Below are 15,984 nucleotides of genomic sequence, written 5' to 3'. Positions count from 1 at the left end.
ATGGATCGACTCCCTCCCCAAGCCGTCACCGGCGCCGCCATGGACGTGGTGGTGAAAAAAACCCGCAGCAGATTGTATGTGCGTGCCGGCGCCGCCCTGCTGCTGCTCGCCGCCTTCGGCGCCGGCGCCTGGCAGCTCATGCCGCACGGCCTGCAAGTCAATAGCGCCGACGTGCGCATCGCAGCAGTCGCACAGGGCGTGTTCCGCGACGACATCGTGGTGCGCGCCACCGCCCAGCCGCTCAACTCCATCATGCTCGATTCGGTCGAGTCCGGGCGCGTCGAGGAGGTGCTGGTGGAAGACGGCCAGGCCGTCACCAAGGGCCAGCTGCTGTTCCGCCTCTCGAATCCGATGCGCAACCTGGCCCTGCTGGAACGCCAGGCCGAGCACGCCCAGCAGATCTCCAACCTCGCCAACCTGCGCGTGGCCCAGGAAGCCGGCCGCACCGAGCATCGCCGGCGCCTGGCCGACCTCGAGTTCGCGCTGCTGCAGGCCGTCAAGCAGCACAGCCGCAACCAGCGCCTGGCCCAGCAGGGCTTCATCTCGGCCGTCGCGCTGGAGGAATCCGCCGACAGGCTTGCGCAGCAGCGCCGCGTGCTGGACAACGAACGACGCAGCATCGAAACCGAGGAAGGCGTGCGCCAGCGCGGCCTGCAGCAAATGGAGACGGCGATCGACGGCTTCCAGTCCGGGCTGCAGCTGGTCAGCGCCACCGTCGACGCCCTGAACGTGCGCGCGCCCGCGGCCGGCGTGCTGACCGACTTCCGCCTGCAGGTCGGCCAGACCGTGCGTCCGGACCAGAACATCGGCCGCATCGACGACCCCAAGCGCTTCAAGCTGGCGGTCCAGATCGACGAGTTCTACCTCAGCCGGGTCTCGCGCGGCCTGGAAGGCAGCGTCACGCAGGACGGCCGGCGCTATCCGCTCAAGGTCAGCACGGTATTCCCGCAGATCCGCGAGGGCCGTTTCACCGCCGAGATGGTCTTCACCGAAGGACAGCCGGCGGTGATCAGCCCTGGCCAGAGCCTGGATGCCCAGCTGACCCTGGGCCAGCCGGCCAAGGCCCTGCTGCTGCCGGTCGGGCCTTTTGTCAACGACACCGGTGGCGCCTGGGCCTTCGTGGTCGACAAGGACAGCGGCCGCGCCGCGAAACGCACCGTGCGCCTGGGCCGCCGCAACAACAGCCACGTCGAGGTGATCTCCGGACTGAGCCCCGGCGAGCAGGTCGTCGTGTCCAGCTACGCGCCGTTCGGCAAGGCCGAGCAGCTGCAGATCAAGCAATAACATCCATCCATCGAACAAGAAAGGAAGCACCATGCTGAAACTCAGGGGCGTCTCCAAGATCCACCTCGCGGGCGAAGTCCAGACCCGCGCGCTCGACCGCGTCGACGTCGACATCGCGGCCGGCGAATACGTCGCCATTACCGGCCCTTCCGGCTGCGGCAAATCGACCCTGCTGTCGGTGCTCGGCCTGCTGGACGTGCCCAATGAAGGCGAGTACTTCTTCGAAGGCCAGAACGTGGCCGGCTGGAGCGAGGCCCGCCTGAACGCCCTGCGCCGCGGGAAGATCGGCTTCATCTTCCAGAGCTTCAACCTGATCGAGGAACTGACCGTCTACGAGAACGTGGAGCTGGCGCTGGAATACACCGGCACACCGGCGGCCGAGCGCCGCCGCCGCGTCGAGGCCATGCTCGAACGCCTGGGCGTGGCGCACCGCGCGCGCCACCGTCCTTCCCAGCTCTCGGGCGGCCAGCAGCAGCGCGTGGCGATCGCGCGCGCCCTGGTGGCGGAGCCCAGCATGCTGCTGGCCGACGAACCGACCGGCAACCTCGACACCGCCCACGGCGACGAGGTGATGCGCCTGCTGCGCAACATCAATGCCGAAGGCACGACCGTGGTGATGGTCACGCACTCGCCGGCGCACGCGGCCCAGGCCTCGCGCACCCTGCACCTGGTCGACGGCCGCGTGGTGGTCGACGCGCTGCAGGCTGCCTGAGGGGAGAACCGGACATCATGATTCTTCGCGACTTTCGCATCGGCTGGCGCCTGCTGGTCAAGGAACCGGCCTACTCCGCCGTCGTCCTCATGGGCCTGGCGGTCGGCTTCGCCGCCTGTTTCCTGCTGCTCGGCTACGTGGTCCACTCACTGTCCTACGACCGCCACGTGCCGCAGCGCGAGCAGATCTACCGGCTCATGCAGAAATGGAATACGCCCGGGGCCTCGGGCAACTGGAACGATTCGACCAGCCTGCCCGCGCGCGATGCCGTCGTGGCCAGCGGCCTGCCGCTGCTGGCCAGCGCTTTCATCCAGAGCGACATCGACGTGCGTGTCGGCGCCGACGTGCGCTCGATCAGCCTGACGGTGGTCGACCCCGACTTCCGCAAGATCTTCGACCCGAAGGTGCTGGCCGGCGACCTGGCCGCGGCGCTTGGCCGGCCCGATGGCCTGGCGCTGACGCGCGAGACCGCGATCCAGCTCTTCGGCAGCATCGACGTGATCGGCAAGACAGTGCAGGTGGCGGGCCAGCCCTACCTGATCGCGGCCCTGCTCGAGGACCAGCCTTCCGCGACCACCCTGCCCTACGCTGCGCTGGCCGGCATCCGGACCGGCATCTGGAAGCCCGAATACCGCGAGCTGGTCACCACCAACTGGGGCTCCTCGCACGGCGGCGTGTACGTCAAGCTGCCGCCCGGCGCGCCCGTACAGCCGGTCGTGGATGCCGCCCGCCGCGCCATGCTGGCATCGAGCTTCTACCAGCGCCAGAGCCCCGAGCAGGTCGCCGCACTGAACGGCCGCGACATGATCGACTTCCGCCTCGGGCCGCTCGCCGAAGCCTACCTCGACCCGCTGATCAAGGGACAATCCAGCACGCACGGCGACAGCAAGACCATCTTCGGGCTCGCCGCCGTCGGCGCGCTGATCCTGCTGCTGGCCGCCACCAACTACGTCAACCTGGCCACCGTGCGCACCTTGCGGCGCCAGCGCGAGATCGCGGTGCGCAAGGTGCTCGGCGCCTCCACCGGCGCCGTGAGCCGCCACTTCCTGGCCGAATCGGTGCTGGTCTGCCTGGTCGCGACCGCGATCGGCCTGCTGCTGGCATGGCTGCTGTTGCCGGTGTTCTCCGACCTGGTGCAGCGCAAGCTCGACGACATGTTCAGCCCCGGCGCCATTGGCGTGAGCGTGCTGCTGGGGGCCCTGGTCGGCCTGCTGGCGGGCGCCTACCCCGCCTGGTCGGCGATCAAGGTGCGTCCGAGCGCCGCCCTGGCCGGCCGGGGCAACAGCGAAACCGTGGGCGGCCTGCGCCTGCGCCGGATCCTGACGGTGCTGCAGTTCGCCACCGCCATGGGCCTGACCAGCCTGACCCTGGCGGTCACCTGGCAGACCCACTACGCGAGCAACCTCAATCCCGGCTTCGACCCCGCTCCGCTGCTGATCGTGCGCACCGATGACGATATCCGCAGTGCCAACGTGCGCGCCTTCGAGGACGCCCTGCGGCGGCTGCCGGGTGTGAGCGGCGTCGCCGTCAGCGACTCGCCGGTCACCGTCAACTTCAACAGCACCGCGCTCAAGCGTGACGGCGGCAACCCGATCGAGATCAACTGGAGCAGGGTCAGCCCGGAGTTCTTCCAGGTCTATGGCCTCAAGCCGGCTGCCGGCCGCCTCTACGATGCCTCGCGCGACAAGCGCGAGGACGGGGGCAAGATCGTCATCAACGAGGCCGGCGTGCGCAGGTTCGGCTTCGCCAGCGCCGCGGACGCGGTCGGCAAGACCGTGCGCATGCCGGACGGCGAGGAGCCGATGCAGGTGGTCGGCGTGGCGCCGGACATCCGCCACCGCTCGGCACGCGAGGCCATGCAGCCCACCGTCTACTACCTGGGCGAGCGCATCGGCACCTTCACCGTGCGCACCAGCCAGGACCAGCAGGCCGTGCAGGTCGCGATCGAGGAGATGTGGCCGCGCTACTTCCCGAACGACGTGCTGCAGGTCGAGCGCATGTCCGCCCTGTTCGCGCAGAGCTACGCCGACGACCTGCGCCTGGCCAAGCTGCTGGCCGCGTCCAGCGTGATCGCGACCGCCATCGCGGCCTTCGGCATCTATGTGCTGGCGGCCTACAGCGTGCAGCGCAAGGCGCGCGAGATCGTGCTGCGCAAGCTCTATGGCGCCGGCAGCGCCGCCATCGGCCGCCTGGTGGCGCGCGAGTTCCTGGCCCTGATCGGCATCGGCGCCCTGGTCGGCCTGCCGGTCGCCTTCGTGGCCCTGCAGCGCTATCTCGCCAGCTTCACCGAGCAGGCGCCGGTCGGCGTCTGGACCCTGGGCGCCGCCCTGCTGGTCTCGCTGCTGGTGGCGCTGGGTTCGACCGTGCGCCATGGTGTTTCCGCCATCCGGATCCGCCCGGTACAGGCGCTGCGCGAGTAAGACCCTGCGGCAGCCGGCCGGCTGCCGCTTTCCTCCCGGCGGCGCGGCGCAAGGCTGCGCCGCATCCGTCCTCCCTCTCGAAGATTCCACCAGCGTCCGGGCCGATGCCTGGCTTGCCTGTTTACTAAAAAGGTACTAAATAGCAAGCGGTTTAGCATGGCTGTGTTGCCCACAAGGCAAACTCGGCATATATATACGTGTCACAAGAATGCGCTTAACGCCACCGTTGGAGACACCATGACCGTTCGCCTCACCCGCGCAGTCCCCCTGCTGTCCGTCCTGTCCGTCCTTGCCGTATTGACGCCCGGCCTCGCCGGCGCCGCAGCCCCCGGCAGCCCCGCAGCCGCCGTCAACGTGTTCATCGGCACCGGCGGCGACGGCCACACCTTCCCCGGCGCCACCCGCCCATTCGGCATGGTGCAGCTCAGCCCCGACACGCAGGTGCGCCACTTCCGCCAGAGCTATCCCTGGGCCTCGGGCTACAACTACGCCGACAACTCGATCCTCGGCTTCTCGCACACCCATTTCTCGGGCAGCGGCCACTCGGACCTGGGCGACGTCCTGCTCATGCCCTATACCGGCGACACCAAGCTGGAGCCGGGCTATCCCGAGCGTCCGCACTCCGGCTACCGCTCGCGCTTCTCGCACGACGAGGAGAAGGCCGAACCGGGCTACTACGCGGTGCGCCTGAAGGACAACGAGGTCGACGTCGAGCTGACCGCCAGCGAGCGCGTGGGCCTGCACCGCTACCGCTTCGGCAAGGACGCGCCGGCCAAGGTGATCCTCGACCTGCGCCAGAGCATCTACGACTACGGCAGCAAGAACCTGTGGTCGCGCCTGCGCGTGCGCGACGCGACGACCATCACCGGCATGCGCGAGACGCGCGGCTGGGCGCCAGGCCGCCAGCTCTACTTCGCCATCAAATTCTCGCGCCCGATGAGCGCGCGCCAGCTGCTCAACCGCGAGGAAGCGATCGAGTACCGCGGCTTCGCCTCGCCCGGCAAGACGCCCGCCGAGAAGCCGATCGTCGAAGGCAAGGCCCTGATGGCCAACCTGGAATTCGGCGTGCCGGCCGACGGCCAGCTGCTGGTGAAGGTCGCCCTGTCGCCGGTCAGCGAAGACAGCGCGATCGCCAACCTGGAAGAGATGCCGGGCTGGGACTTCGACGCCGAGCGCGCCCGCGCGTCTACCGCGTGGAACGACGCCCTGTCCGCCGTGAAGGCCGAAGCGCCGGAACCGATGCGCACCATGTTCTACACGGCGCTCTACCACAGCATGCTGGCGCCGTCCCTCTTCATGGACCGCGACGGGCGCTATCGTGGTCCGGACAACCAGGTCCACCAGGCCAAGGGCTTCGACTTCCACTCGACCTTCTCGCTGTGGGACACCTACCGCGCCCTGCACCCGCTGCTCACCCTCGTGGCGCCGGAAAAGCGCAACGCCGACTTCGTGAACTCGCTGATCGCGGCACAGGAGCACAGCCCATACGGCATCCTGCCGGTATGGTCCTTCCACGGCCTGGAAACCTGGTGCATGATCGGCTACCACGCAGTGCCGGTGATCGCCGACGCCTACATGAAGGGCATCAAGGGCTTCGACGCGAACAAGGCGCTCAAGGCCATGACGGCGTCCGCCGAGTACGGTCCCTACGGCGGCCTGGAACACTATATGAAGCTCGGCTACGTGCCGATCGACAAAGAGCCGGAAGCGGCCTCCAAGACCGTCGAATACGCTTTTGATGACTGGACCATCGCGCGCATGGCCGAGAAGATGGGCAGGAAGGACGTCGCCGCCACCTACTACAAGCGCGCCCAGAACTACCGCAACGTCTTCGACAAGGAAACGGGCTTCATCCGCGCCCGCAAGTCGACCGGCGAGTTCCGCACGCCCTTCAACCCGGTGCAGTCGAATTTCGGCAGCGACTACACGGAAGGCAGCGCCTGGCAGTATTCCTGGTACATGCCGCACGATAACGCCGGCCTGATCTCCTTCCTGGGCGGCGACACCAAGCTGGTGGCCAAGATGGACGAAGTGTTCGACGCCAAGATCCGCGACGATCTCTACGCCCACATGGAAGACATCTCGGGCCTGATCGGCCACTACGCCCACGGCAACGAGCCTTCGCACCACGTGGCCTACCTGTACAACTACGCCGGCGCCCCGTGGCGCACCCAGGAACGCGTGACGCAGATCATGGCGAGCCAGTACCACAACCGCCCCGACGGCCTGTCGGGCAACGACGACCTGGGCCAGATGTCGGCCTGGTTCGCCTTCACCGCCCTGGGCTTCTATCCGGTGGCGCCGGGCTCGAACGAGTATGTGATCGGCCGTCCCTTCCTCGACCGCGCCACCTTGAGCCTGCCGAACGAGAAGCGCTTCACGATCCGTGCAGACGGACTGTCGGAAGCGAACCGCTACATCGGCCGCGCCACGCTCAATGGCAAGCCCCTGACCCGCAGCTTCCTGCGCCACGAGGACATCACCGCCGGTGGTGAGCTGGTGTTCACCATGCAGGCCACCCCGAACAAGGACTGGGGCAAGGAACGCAGCGCCCGTCCCTACACCCAGACCCCTTATCAACACTAATCAACCATGATCAGGAACGCCATGACCATGAAATTCGCAGCAGGCCTCCTCCTGGCCGCCAGTGCATTCGCCGCACAGGCCCAGGTGGTGGGCAAGATCACCGACCCGGTGGAGTGGGCCAATCCCCTGATGGGCACCCAGAGCAAGCCCGAGCTCTCCAACGGCAATACCTACCCGGCCATCGCCGTCCCCTGGGGCATGAACTTCTGGACCCCGCAGACCGGCAAGATGGGCAACGGCTGGGCCTACACCTATGACGCCGACAAGATCCGCGGCTTCAAGCAGACCCACCAGCCTTCGCCCTGGATGAACGACTACGGCCAGTTCGCCATCATGCCGGTGGTCGGCGCCAAGCGCTTCAACCAGGATGCGCGCGCCAGCTGGTACTCGCACAAGGCGGAAGTCGCCAAGCCCTACTACTACCGCGTGTACCTGGCCGACGCCGACGTCACCACCGAGATCGCGCCGACCGAGCGCGCCGCCCAGTTCCGCTTCACCTTCCCGAAATCCGACGCCAGCTACGTGGTGATCGACGCCCTCGACAAGGGCTCCTACGTGAAGATCATCCCGGGCCAGCGCCGCGTGATCGGCTGGAGCACCCGCCATGCCCACAAGCTGCCGGCGAACTTCCGCAACTACTTCGTGATCGAGTTCGACCAGCCCTTCGCATCGACCGACACCTGGCAGGGCGACAAGCTGGAAGAAGGCAAGCTGGAAAACGATGGCGAGCATAGCGGCGCCCTGGTGGGCTTCCGCACCGCCAAGGGCCAGAAGGTCAATATGCGCGTCGCCTCGTCCTTCATCAGCCTGGAGCAGGCCGAACTGAACCTGCGCCGCGAGCTGGCCCAGGACGACTTCGAGACCACCAAGGCCAAGGCCAAGGCGCTGTGGAACGGCGTGATGGGTAAACTCCAGGTCGAAGGCGGCTCGGTCGACCAGACCCGCACCTTCTATTCCTCGCTCTACCGCATGGTCCTGTTCCCGAACAAGATCTATGAACTCGATGCGAACAACAAGCCGATCCACTGGAGCCCCTACAACGGCGAAGTGCTGCCGGGCCGCCTGTTCGCCGGCACCGGTTTCTGGGACACCTTCCGCGCCCTGTATCCCTTCCTGAACCTGGTCTATCCCTCGATCAATGCGGAGATGCAGGAAGGCCTGGCGAACTCCTTCAAGGAAGGCGGCTGGCTGCCCGAGTGGTCGAGCCCGGGCTACGCCAACGTCATGATCGGGAATAACTCGGCCTCGGTGGTGGCGGATGCCTGGATCAAGGGCGTGCGCAGCCAGGACATCGAGACCCTGTGGCAGGCCCTGAAGCACGGCGCCAACAACGAAGGCCCGCTGACCGCCGTCGGCCGCGCCGGCGTGAAGTACTACAACGAACTCGGCTACGTGCCCTACGACGTCGGCATCAACGAGAACGCCGCGCGCACGCTGGAATATGCCTACGACGACTTCACCATCTGGCGCCTCGGCAAGGCGCTCGGCAAGCCCGCTTCCGAGATCGACATCTACGCCCAGCGCAGCATGAACTACAAGAAGCTGTTCGACCCGGAGACGGGCCTCATGCGCGGCAAGAACAAGGACGGCAGCTTCCAGACCCCGTTCAACCCGTTCAAGTGGGGCGACGCCTTCACCGAGGGGAACAGCTGGCACTATTCCTGGTCGGTCTTCCATGACGTCGACGGCCTGGTCCAGCTGATGGGCGGCCGCAAGGCCTTCGTGGATAAACTCGACACCGTGTTCTCGCTGCCGCCGATCTACGATGAGAGCTACTACCGCCAGGTGATCCACGAGATCCGCGAGATGCAGATCGCGAACATGGGCCAGTACGCGCACGGCAACCAGCCGATCCAGCACATGATCTACCTGTACAACTACGCGGGCGCCCCGTGGAAGGCCCAGCACTGGATCCGCGAGACCATGGACCGCATGTACGCGGCGACCCCGGACGGCTACTGCGGTGACGAGGACAATGGCCAGACCTCGGCCTGGTATGTGTTCTCGGCCCTCGGCTTCTATCCGGTCACGCCTGGCGTGAACCAGTACGTGGTCGGCACCCCGCTGTTCCCGAAAGCCACCGTCAAGCTCGAGAACGGCCGCAGCTTCACCGTGAACGCCCGCGGCAAGGGCCGCTACGTGGACGCGCTGAAGGTCAACGGCAAGGCGATCCAGCGCACCTGGCTGGGCCACGACGAGCTGATGAAGGGCGCGACCCTGGACTTCAGCATGTCGGCCAAGCCGAACATGGTGCGCGGCACCCGCGAGCAGGACGTGCCTTACTCCTTCTCGCGCGACGAGAAGCTGTGATCGACCCGAGGGGCCGGCCGGCCCCTCGGCGGCATTGATGGACGCGCACGCCATGGACACGCTGCCCGACTTCTTCTCGCCCGACGTGCTGCTGCGGCACGTCTCCCACACGCTGTCCTTCTACTTCCCCCGCTGCGTCGATCCGCGCGGGGGATTCTTCCACCACTTCCGCGACGACGGCACGGTCTACGACCGCCGCGCCCGCCACCTGCTCTCCAGCGCCGGCTTCGTGTCGGTGTTCGCACGAAGCTGGCGCCACTTCCGGGACCCCGACCACCAGGCCCTGGTGCGCCACGGCCTCGACTTCCTGCGCCGCGTGCACCGCAACCCGGATACCGGCGGCTATCGCTGGGTGCTGGAATGGGACGGCGCCGGCGCTAGGGCCCTCGACGACGACAATCACTGCCGCGCCCTGGCCTGCGTACTGCTCGCCTATGCGCACGCCGTCGACGCCGGCGTGGAGGAAGCGCGCGCCTGGGTACATGAAACCTTCGAGCTGATGGAAGAACGCTTCTGGGAGCCCGAACACGGCCTGTACGCGGACCGAGCCAGTGGCGACTGGAGCCGGCTCGCCCCCTGCCGCAGCCAGATGGCCAATCTGCACGCCTGCGAGGCACTGCTGGCGGCCTACCGCGCGACAAGCCACCTGACCTACCTGCACCGCGCCGAACTGGTGGCCCGCCACATCACCCGGCGCCAGGCTGCGCGCGCCGGCGGCATGGTGTGGGAACACTACAGGCAAGACTGGCAGCCGGACTGGGATGGCGCGCAGCTCGACAAGGGCAGGAGCTACCAGCCCGGCCATTTCGCGCAGTGGAGCAAGCTGCTCCTGCAACTGGAAAGCCACGGCGCCCACCTGGGCGGGCCGCGCGACTGGCTGCTGCCCAACGCCCAGGACCTGTACGCCAGCGCCATGCGTCTCGCCTGGGACGCACGCCATGGGGGCCTGCATGCCGGCTTCGCCCCGGACGGCATGGTATGCGACGCCGACAAGATCCACTGGGTCCAGGCCGAGACCCTGGCGGCCAGCGCCCTGCTCGGCGCGCGCACCGGGGCCGAGCGTTACTGGGTCGACTACGAGCGCCTGTGGCGCTTCTGCTGGCAGCATATGATCGACCACGAACACGGCGCCTGGTACCGCATCCTGGGCGCGGACAAGCGCAGGTATTCAGACGAGAAGAGCCCCGCCGGCAAGGTCGACCGCGAAACCATGGGCGCCTGCTACGACATCCTGCCGGCGCTCGCGCGGCATGCCAGGCGCTAGCGCCATGCGTTTCGCATAAGCAGCGACGGCAGACCTAACCGTGCGCCGCCGGTCATACCCATCGGTGTATTGTCTCGCCATTGACGCGATTTTCATGCAGTAGCTTGCCTGGAGCCCTCAATGAGCCGGTGCTGGATACCTTTCATCGCATTGCTGACGACTATCCCGGCCTGTGTCTATGGCCAGGGTCAGGCGGACGCGCCGACCAACCGGATTCCCGATACGATGGAAGCGCGGGTGGCCGCCTGCACCGGCTGCCATGGCGCCGCGGGACGCGGGGTCGACAACGTCTATTTCCCTCGCCTGGCAGGCAAGCCCGCGGGCTATCTGTATAACCAGCTGGTCGCCTTCCGCGACGGCCGCCGCAAGTACGTGCCCATGAACTACCTGCTGGCCTACCTGCCGGACAGCTACCTGGTCAAGATGGCCGAGCACTTCGCCGCGCAGAACCCGCCGCCGCTCGCCAATCCGCCCGTCAAGGCCTCGCTCCAGCAGATCCAGGAGGGCCGGCGCATCGTCACCCAGGGCGTGCCAGGCAAGCAGCTGCCGGCCTGCGCCAGCTGCCACGGCGCCGACCTGGCCGGCCGCGAGCCGGGCATCCCGGGCCTCCTAGGTCTGCGCGCCGACTACGTCAGCGCCCAGCTGGGCGCGTGGCGCTACGGCGTGCGCACCGCACTGGCGCCGGATTGCATGCAAGTGATCGCCTCGACCCTGAGCGAGCCGGAAGTGGCGGCCGTCTCCGCCTACCTGGCCTCGCAGCCTGTCACCGCTGCGCGGCCGGCGAAAGCGGCCACGATCGCGCTGCCCATGCCGTGCGGCAGCCAGGTTCACCGCAAATGAGGGGGCGACCATGAGCAAATCCGCCACGCCGGCACGTCCGCTGTTGTGGGCCATCCCCGTCATCATCGTCGTCGCCCTCCTGTCCTGGATGCTGAGCCGGGGTTTCGGCCCGCCGGAACTGCTCTCGCGCGACGGCAGACTGGAGAGCGGCGCGGACCAGGCCCTGATCGCGCGCGGCAAATACCTGGCGCAGGCCGGCGACTGCATCGCCTGCCATACGGTGCCGGGCGGCCCCATCTTCTCCGGCAACCGGGCGATGCCCACGCCCTTCGGCACGCTGTACGCGCCGAATATCACGCCCGACCGGCAGACCGGCATCGGCGAATGGACCGCCGACGAATTCTTCAAGATGATGCGCACCGGGAAGTCGCGCGAGGGGGAGCTGCTCTATCCGGCCATGCCCTTCGCGAGCTACACCAAGGTGACGCGCGCCGACAGCGACGCCATCTTCGCCTACTTGCGCTCGGTGCCGCCGGTGAACCTGAAGACGCGCGAACATGACCTGCGCTTCCCCTACAACAACCGCGCCCTCCTGATCGGCTGGCGCACCCTGTACTTCAAGGAAGGCGAGTACGAACCCGATCCCGCCAAGTCGGCTGAATGGAACCGGGGCGCCTACCTGGTGCAGGGCCTTGGCCACTGCGCGATGTGTCATACCCCGATCAATGCCCTAGGCGGCTCCTCCGAGGAGCGCGCGTTCCAGGGCGGCCTGATTCCGATGCAGAACTGGTATGCGCCTTCGCTGACCTCGAACAAGGAGGCAGGCCTGGGCAACTGGGAAATCCAGGACATCGTCGACCTGCTGCAGAAAGGCGTGTCGAACCGCGGCACCGTCTACGGGCCGATGGCCGAGGTGACCTTCAACAGCCTGCAGTTCATGAGCGACGCCGACGTTCGCGCGATGGCGGTCTACCTCAAGAGCCTGCCGGCCGACCAGCCGGTCAATACCGACCCGGCCACGGCGCCGCTGCGCGCCAACATCACCCAGCAGCATTCGCAGGGAGAACGCATCTACGCGGCACAATGCGCCAGCTGCCACGGCGAGCAGGGACGCGGCATGCTGCCGCACTATCCGCCATTGGCGAACAACCAGTCGATCACCATGACCTCGGCCGTCAACCCGATCCGCATGGTGCTCAATGGCGGCTACCCGCCCGGCACCCGCCGCAACCCGATGCCCTACGGGATGCCGCCCTTCTTCCATGAATTGTCGGACGAGGAAGTCGCCGCCGTCGTCACCTATATCCGCACCGCCTGGGGCAACCGCGGCGCACCCGTCACGGTGCGCGAGGTTAACGAACTGCGCGCGGCGACCGTCGAATAGGCCGCCGGCGCAGCATACGAGCAAGGAGATCCAATGATCCTGGAACCGAGGGAAAGCGACGGCAGTCTCGACCAGCAGCGCGTCGACGCCGTGGTGGCTCAGGGACCGCGCGGCGCCTTCGCCGTGGCCGGGCTGGCCGTGGCCATCGTGATGGCCATCTGGCTGGCCTTCTACGTGCTGGTCTACCTGGCGCGTGGAGGCGACTGAGATGGCGCACCCTCCCCACGCTTCCCCCGGCGCCGCCGTCGCCCATGCAGCGGAAAGCCGCTGGGCCCTGATGGTCGGCGCCATCATCCTGTTCCTGGTCGGGATGATTGTCTACATGAGTCTGCACTGGGCGGCGATGCCGCCGGTGCGCACCGAGACCATCGACGCCGGGACCCTGCACATCTCGGGCGAGTTCGTCGAGACCAACCTCGGCTCCACCCTCGAGCCGGACGGCACGGTCATGGTGCGGGTGCTGGCCAACCAGTACTCGTTCACGCCTTCCTGCCTGCTGGTCCCGAAAGACACCGAGATCCGCATCCGCGGCACCGCGGCCGACGTGGTGCACGGTTTCTCGGTTGGGCAAAGCAACGTCAACCTGATGCTCATCCCCGGTTACATCTCGAACTTCCGCACGAAGTTCGAGAAGACCGGCGAACACATGATGCCCTGCCACGAGTACTGCGGGGTCGGCCATGCCGCCATGTGGGCGCGCGTGAAGATCGTCGGCAAGGCGGAGTTCGCGCGGCTTGCGGCCGGAGGAAGGAGACTGAGCTGTGTTGGACAATGACACCAAGCGCCTGGTGCTGGCGCACTTCTGGATCGCCTTCATCGCCTTCTTCGTGGCCCTGCTGCTGGGCGAATGGCAGATGTACATCCGCAGCCCCTTGCGCGACTGGATCGGCAACCCCGAGCTCTACTACCGCGCCGTCACCGCCCACGGCTCGGCCATGGGCTACGTCTTCCCGACCCTGGTGGCGATGGGCTTCGGCTACGCTATCGTCGAGCTCTCGCTCAAGCAATCCCTGGTGGGTAAGCGCTGGGCCTGGATCGGCTTCCTGCTGGTGGTGCTGGGAACCATTACCGCGATGGTACCGGTCTCGATGGGCCTGGCCACCGTGCTCTACACCTTCTACCCGCCACTGGTCGGGAACGCCTTCTACTACATCGGTGTCGTGCTGGTGGTGGTGGGCTCCTGGATCTGGGTCGGCCTGATGTCGGTCAACCTGTACGCTTGGAAGAAGGCGAATCCCGGGGCTGCGGTTCCGCTACCCATGTTCGCCAACCTGGCCGGCGCCTATCTGTGGGCCTGGACTTCGCTGGGCGCCGCGATCGAGATCCTGTTCATGATCCTGCCGGTGGCGCTCGGCTTCAAGTCGACCATCGACGCGGGGCTGGCGCGGGTGTTCTTCTCCTGGACCCTGCACGCCATCGTCTACTTCTGGCTCATGCCCGCCTATATCGCCTTCTACACCCTGGTGCCGCGCGCCATCGGCGGGCGCCTCTACAGCGACCGCATGGCACGGATTTCCTTCGTCCTGTTCCTGGTGTTCTCGATGCCGATCGGCGTGCACCACCTGTTCCAGGATCCGCAGGTGGGCTCGGGGATGAAGTTCCTGCACGCGATCTTCACCGGCATGGTCTCGATCCCGACCTTCCTCACCATTTTCACCATCACGGCCTCGGTCGAGATCGCGGGCCGCCTGCGCGGCGGGCGTGGCGCCTTCGGCTGGGTCAAGGCCCTGCCCTGGCATAATCCGATGATGCTGGCCGTGGCCTTCTCCTTCATCCTGCTGGGCTTCGGCGGCGCGGGCGGCCTGATCAACATGAGCTACCAGCTCGACTTCGCCGTCCACAACACCCAGTGGATCACCGGCCACTTCCACCTGATCTTCGGCGGCGCCATCGTCATCATGTACTTCGCCCTCTCCTACGACCTGTGGCCGCACCTGACCGGCAAGCAGCTCGTGGCCGGGCGCCTGATGCGCACCCAGCTCTGGCTGTGGTTCGTCGGGATGATCGTGCTGACCTTCCCCTGGCACGTGGTCGGCATCCTTGGCATGCCGCGCCGCATGGCCTACTTCGACTACAGCAATCCCGAGATCGCGCCGCAGGCCATCACCGTGATCATCACCTTCATCGGCGGCCTCGTGCTGGTGGTCTCCGGCCTGCTGTTCCTGCTGATCCTGCTGCGCGGCCATCGCAGCATGCGCATCGAGTTGCCCGAGTTCCGCTTCAGCCAGGTGGTGCACGACGAGGGCAGGCTACCCGCAGCCCTGAACAGCTACGCCCTGTGGCTGGCGCTGATGATCGGCCTGTCGGTGGTGAACTACGGCTACCCGATCAGCCAGCTCATGACCCTCAAGCAGACCTCGGTGCCGGCGGTGCCGGTAGGGAGCGAACCATGAGCAACGACAAACTGTTCTCCCTGAAGAACCGCTGGTTCACGGTCAGCCTCGGGGCCCTCCTCGTCATCTTCGCCATCGCCGCCTTCATCGGTCTTGTATGGCTGCCCAAGACCCACGCCCGCAATGCCATGCAGAGCATGTGGGAAGCGATCTGCAGCGCCGTCGGCGCGCCGGCCCCCTACCAGGCTGCAGCCCTGCCGGGCGAGCAGCAGCGCTACCCGAGCAGCGTCATCGTCCACGCCCGGATGATGTCAGCAGGCGAAGCTGCCTCGGTCGGCAAGGGCGCCACCCTGGCGATGGCTTGCACCATGTGCCACGGCGCGCGCGGCACCAGCCCGGCCGGCACCCCGCACCTGGCCGGCCAGCCAGCGTCCTCCACCTACAAGCAGCTGCGCGACTATGCCTCCGGCCACCGGCAAAGCGCCATCATGCAGCCGCTGGTGGCCAACCTGAGCGACCAGGACATGCGCGACCTCGCCGCCTACTACGCCTCGCTGGAACGGGAGCGCATCGCCGACATCGCGCCATCCGCGCCGGAAACGCCGCGCCTGGTGCGTAACGGCGACCCGATGCGCAGTGTCGGCGCCTGCTCGTCCTGCCACAGCCCGCACGCGGCGCGGCCCGCCACGCCGGTACTCGAAGGCCTGTCCGAAGTCTACCTGCGCGACCAGATGCTGGCCTTCCGCGACGGCCGCCGCGCCAACGACATCAACCGCCAGATGCGCAATGCGGTCGCGCAGCTGAACGATGCCGAGATCGCCGAACTGGCGCGCTACTACGCCGCGCGCTGAGCAGGCCGTCCGAACCAGACAGAACGCCATCCGAATTTCAGTGCGGTATCGAGCGGCCCG

The 15,984-nt window shown here is 67.2% G+C and carries 12 protein-coding genes; all 12 read left to right on the top strand.

Going from position 1 to position 15,984, the window contains the following annotated elements:
- Nucleotides 1-1,284, top strand: a complete 1,284-nt coding sequence (locus NX780_RS18755) for an efflux RND transporter periplasmic adaptor subunit (protein WP_258829400.1) — start codon at nt 1-3, stop codon at nt 1,282-1,284.
- Between the two features lie 31 nt (nt 1,285-1,315).
- Nucleotides 1,316-1,996 carry an ABC transporter ATP-binding protein gene (locus NX780_RS18750; RefSeq protein WP_258829399.1) on the top strand — a complete coding sequence of 227 codons (681 nt, stop codon included), beginning with the start codon at nt 1,316-1,318 and terminating at the stop codon, nt 1,994-1,996.
- A 17-nt stretch (nt 1,997-2,013) separates the two neighbouring features.
- A complete protein-coding gene (locus NX780_RS18745) occupies nt 2,014-4,416 on the top strand; it encodes an ABC transporter permease (protein ID WP_258829398.1) in 2,403 nt (800 codons plus the stop codon).
- Nucleotides 4,417-4,653: 237 nt separating this feature from the next.
- The gene (locus NX780_RS18740; protein ID WP_258829397.1) at nt 4,654-7,002 is read left to right on the top strand and encodes a GH92 family glycosyl hydrolase; all 2,349 of its coding nucleotides are present in this window, start codon (nt 4,654-4,656) and stop codon (nt 7,000-7,002) included.
- Nucleotides 7,003-7,029: 27 nt separating this feature from the next.
- Complete coding sequence (locus tag NX780_RS18735; RefSeq protein WP_258829396.1) at nt 7,030-9,312, top strand: GH92 family glycosyl hydrolase; 2,283 nt, start codon at nt 7,030-7,032, stop codon at nt 9,310-9,312.
- A gap of 37 nt (nt 9,313-9,349) precedes the next feature.
- On the top strand, nt 9,350-10,576 hold the full coding sequence (locus NX780_RS18730; protein WP_258829395.1) for an AGE family epimerase/isomerase: 1,227 nt from the start codon (nt 9,350-9,352) through the stop codon (nt 10,574-10,576).
- Between the two features lie 120 nt (nt 10,577-10,696).
- Nucleotides 10,697-11,416 carry a c-type cytochrome gene (locus NX780_RS18725; RefSeq protein ID WP_502572590.1) on the top strand — a complete coding sequence of 240 codons (720 nt, stop codon included), beginning with the start codon at nt 10,697-10,699 and terminating at the stop codon, nt 11,414-11,416.
- 88 nt (nt 11,417-11,504) lie between these two features.
- The gene (locus NX780_RS18720) at nt 11,505-12,740 is read left to right on the top strand and encodes a c-type cytochrome (protein WP_258829499.1); all 1,236 of its coding nucleotides are present in this window, start codon (nt 11,505-11,507) and stop codon (nt 12,738-12,740) included.
- Between the two features lie 33 nt (nt 12,741-12,773).
- The gene (locus NX780_RS18715) at nt 12,774-12,947 is read left to right on the top strand and encodes a hypothetical protein (protein WP_258829394.1); all 174 of its coding nucleotides are present in this window, start codon (nt 12,774-12,776) and stop codon (nt 12,945-12,947) included.
- A 1-nt stretch (nt 12,948) separates the two neighbouring features.
- Nucleotides 12,949-13,515, top strand: a complete 567-nt coding sequence (locus NX780_RS18710; RefSeq protein ID WP_258829393.1) for a cupredoxin domain-containing protein — start codon at nt 12,949-12,951, stop codon at nt 13,513-13,515.
- Complete coding sequence (locus tag NX780_RS18705) at nt 13,502-15,133, top strand: cbb3-type cytochrome c oxidase subunit I (RefSeq protein ID WP_258829392.1); 1,632 nt, start codon at nt 13,502-13,504, stop codon at nt 15,131-15,133. Before NX780_RS18710 ends, NX780_RS18705 begins: the two co-directional genes overlap by 14 nt.
- A complete protein-coding gene (locus tag NX780_RS18700) occupies nt 15,130-15,924 on the top strand; it encodes a c-type cytochrome (RefSeq protein WP_258829391.1) in 795 nt (264 codons plus the stop codon). The genes NX780_RS18705 and NX780_RS18700 overlap by 4 nt, the downstream gene beginning before the upstream one ends.
- The last annotated feature ends 60 nt before the right edge of the window (nt 15,925-15,984 follow it).

Origin of the sequence: Massilia agri (genome assembly GCF_024753255.1) — a bacterium.
In the GTDB taxonomy this organism is placed as follows: Bacteria; Pseudomonadota; Gammaproteobacteria; order Burkholderiales; family Burkholderiaceae_D; genus Telluria; species Telluria agri.
Note: the sequence above shows the minus strand (reverse complement) of the source record. Positions and strands in the feature narration are given on the sequence as shown.

What these genes read in the sequence shown, in the direction of transcription:
- NX780_RS18755 (WP_258829400.1), top strand. Translation starts at nt 1, where the DNA reads ATGGATCGACTCCCTCCCCAAGCCGTCACCGGCGCCGCCATGGACGTG.
- NX780_RS18750 (WP_258829399.1), top strand. Translation starts at nt 1,316, where the DNA reads ATGCTGAAACTCAGGGGCGTCTCCAAGATCCACCTCGCGGGCGAAGTC.
- NX780_RS18745 (WP_258829398.1), top strand. Translation starts at nt 2,014, where the DNA reads ATGATTCTTCGCGACTTTCGCATCGGCTGGCGCCTGCTGGTCAAGGAA.
- NX780_RS18740 (WP_258829397.1), top strand. Translation starts at nt 4,654, where the DNA reads ATGACCGTTCGCCTCACCCGCGCAGTCCCCCTGCTGTCCGTCCTGTCC.
- NX780_RS18735 (WP_258829396.1), top strand. Translation starts at nt 7,030, where the DNA reads ATGAAATTCGCAGCAGGCCTCCTCCTGGCCGCCAGTGCATTCGCCGCA.
- NX780_RS18730 (WP_258829395.1), top strand. Translation starts at nt 9,350, where the DNA reads ATGGACGCGCACGCCATGGACACGCTGCCCGACTTCTTCTCGCCCGAC.
- NX780_RS18725 (WP_502572590.1), top strand. Translation starts at nt 10,697, where the DNA reads ATGAGCCGGTGCTGGATACCTTTCATCGCATTGCTGACGACTATCCCG.
- NX780_RS18720 (WP_258829499.1), top strand. Translation starts at nt 11,505, where the DNA reads ATGCTGAGCCGGGGTTTCGGCCCGCCGGAACTGCTCTCGCGCGACGGC.
- NX780_RS18715 (WP_258829394.1), top strand. Translation starts at nt 12,774, where the DNA reads ATGATCCTGGAACCGAGGGAAAGCGACGGCAGTCTCGACCAGCAGCGC.
- NX780_RS18710 (WP_258829393.1), top strand. Translation starts at nt 12,949, where the DNA reads ATGGCGCACCCTCCCCACGCTTCCCCCGGCGCCGCCGTCGCCCATGCA.
- NX780_RS18700 (WP_258829391.1), top strand. Translation starts at nt 15,130, where the DNA reads ATGAGCAACGACAAACTGTTCTCCCTGAAGAACCGCTGGTTCACGGTC.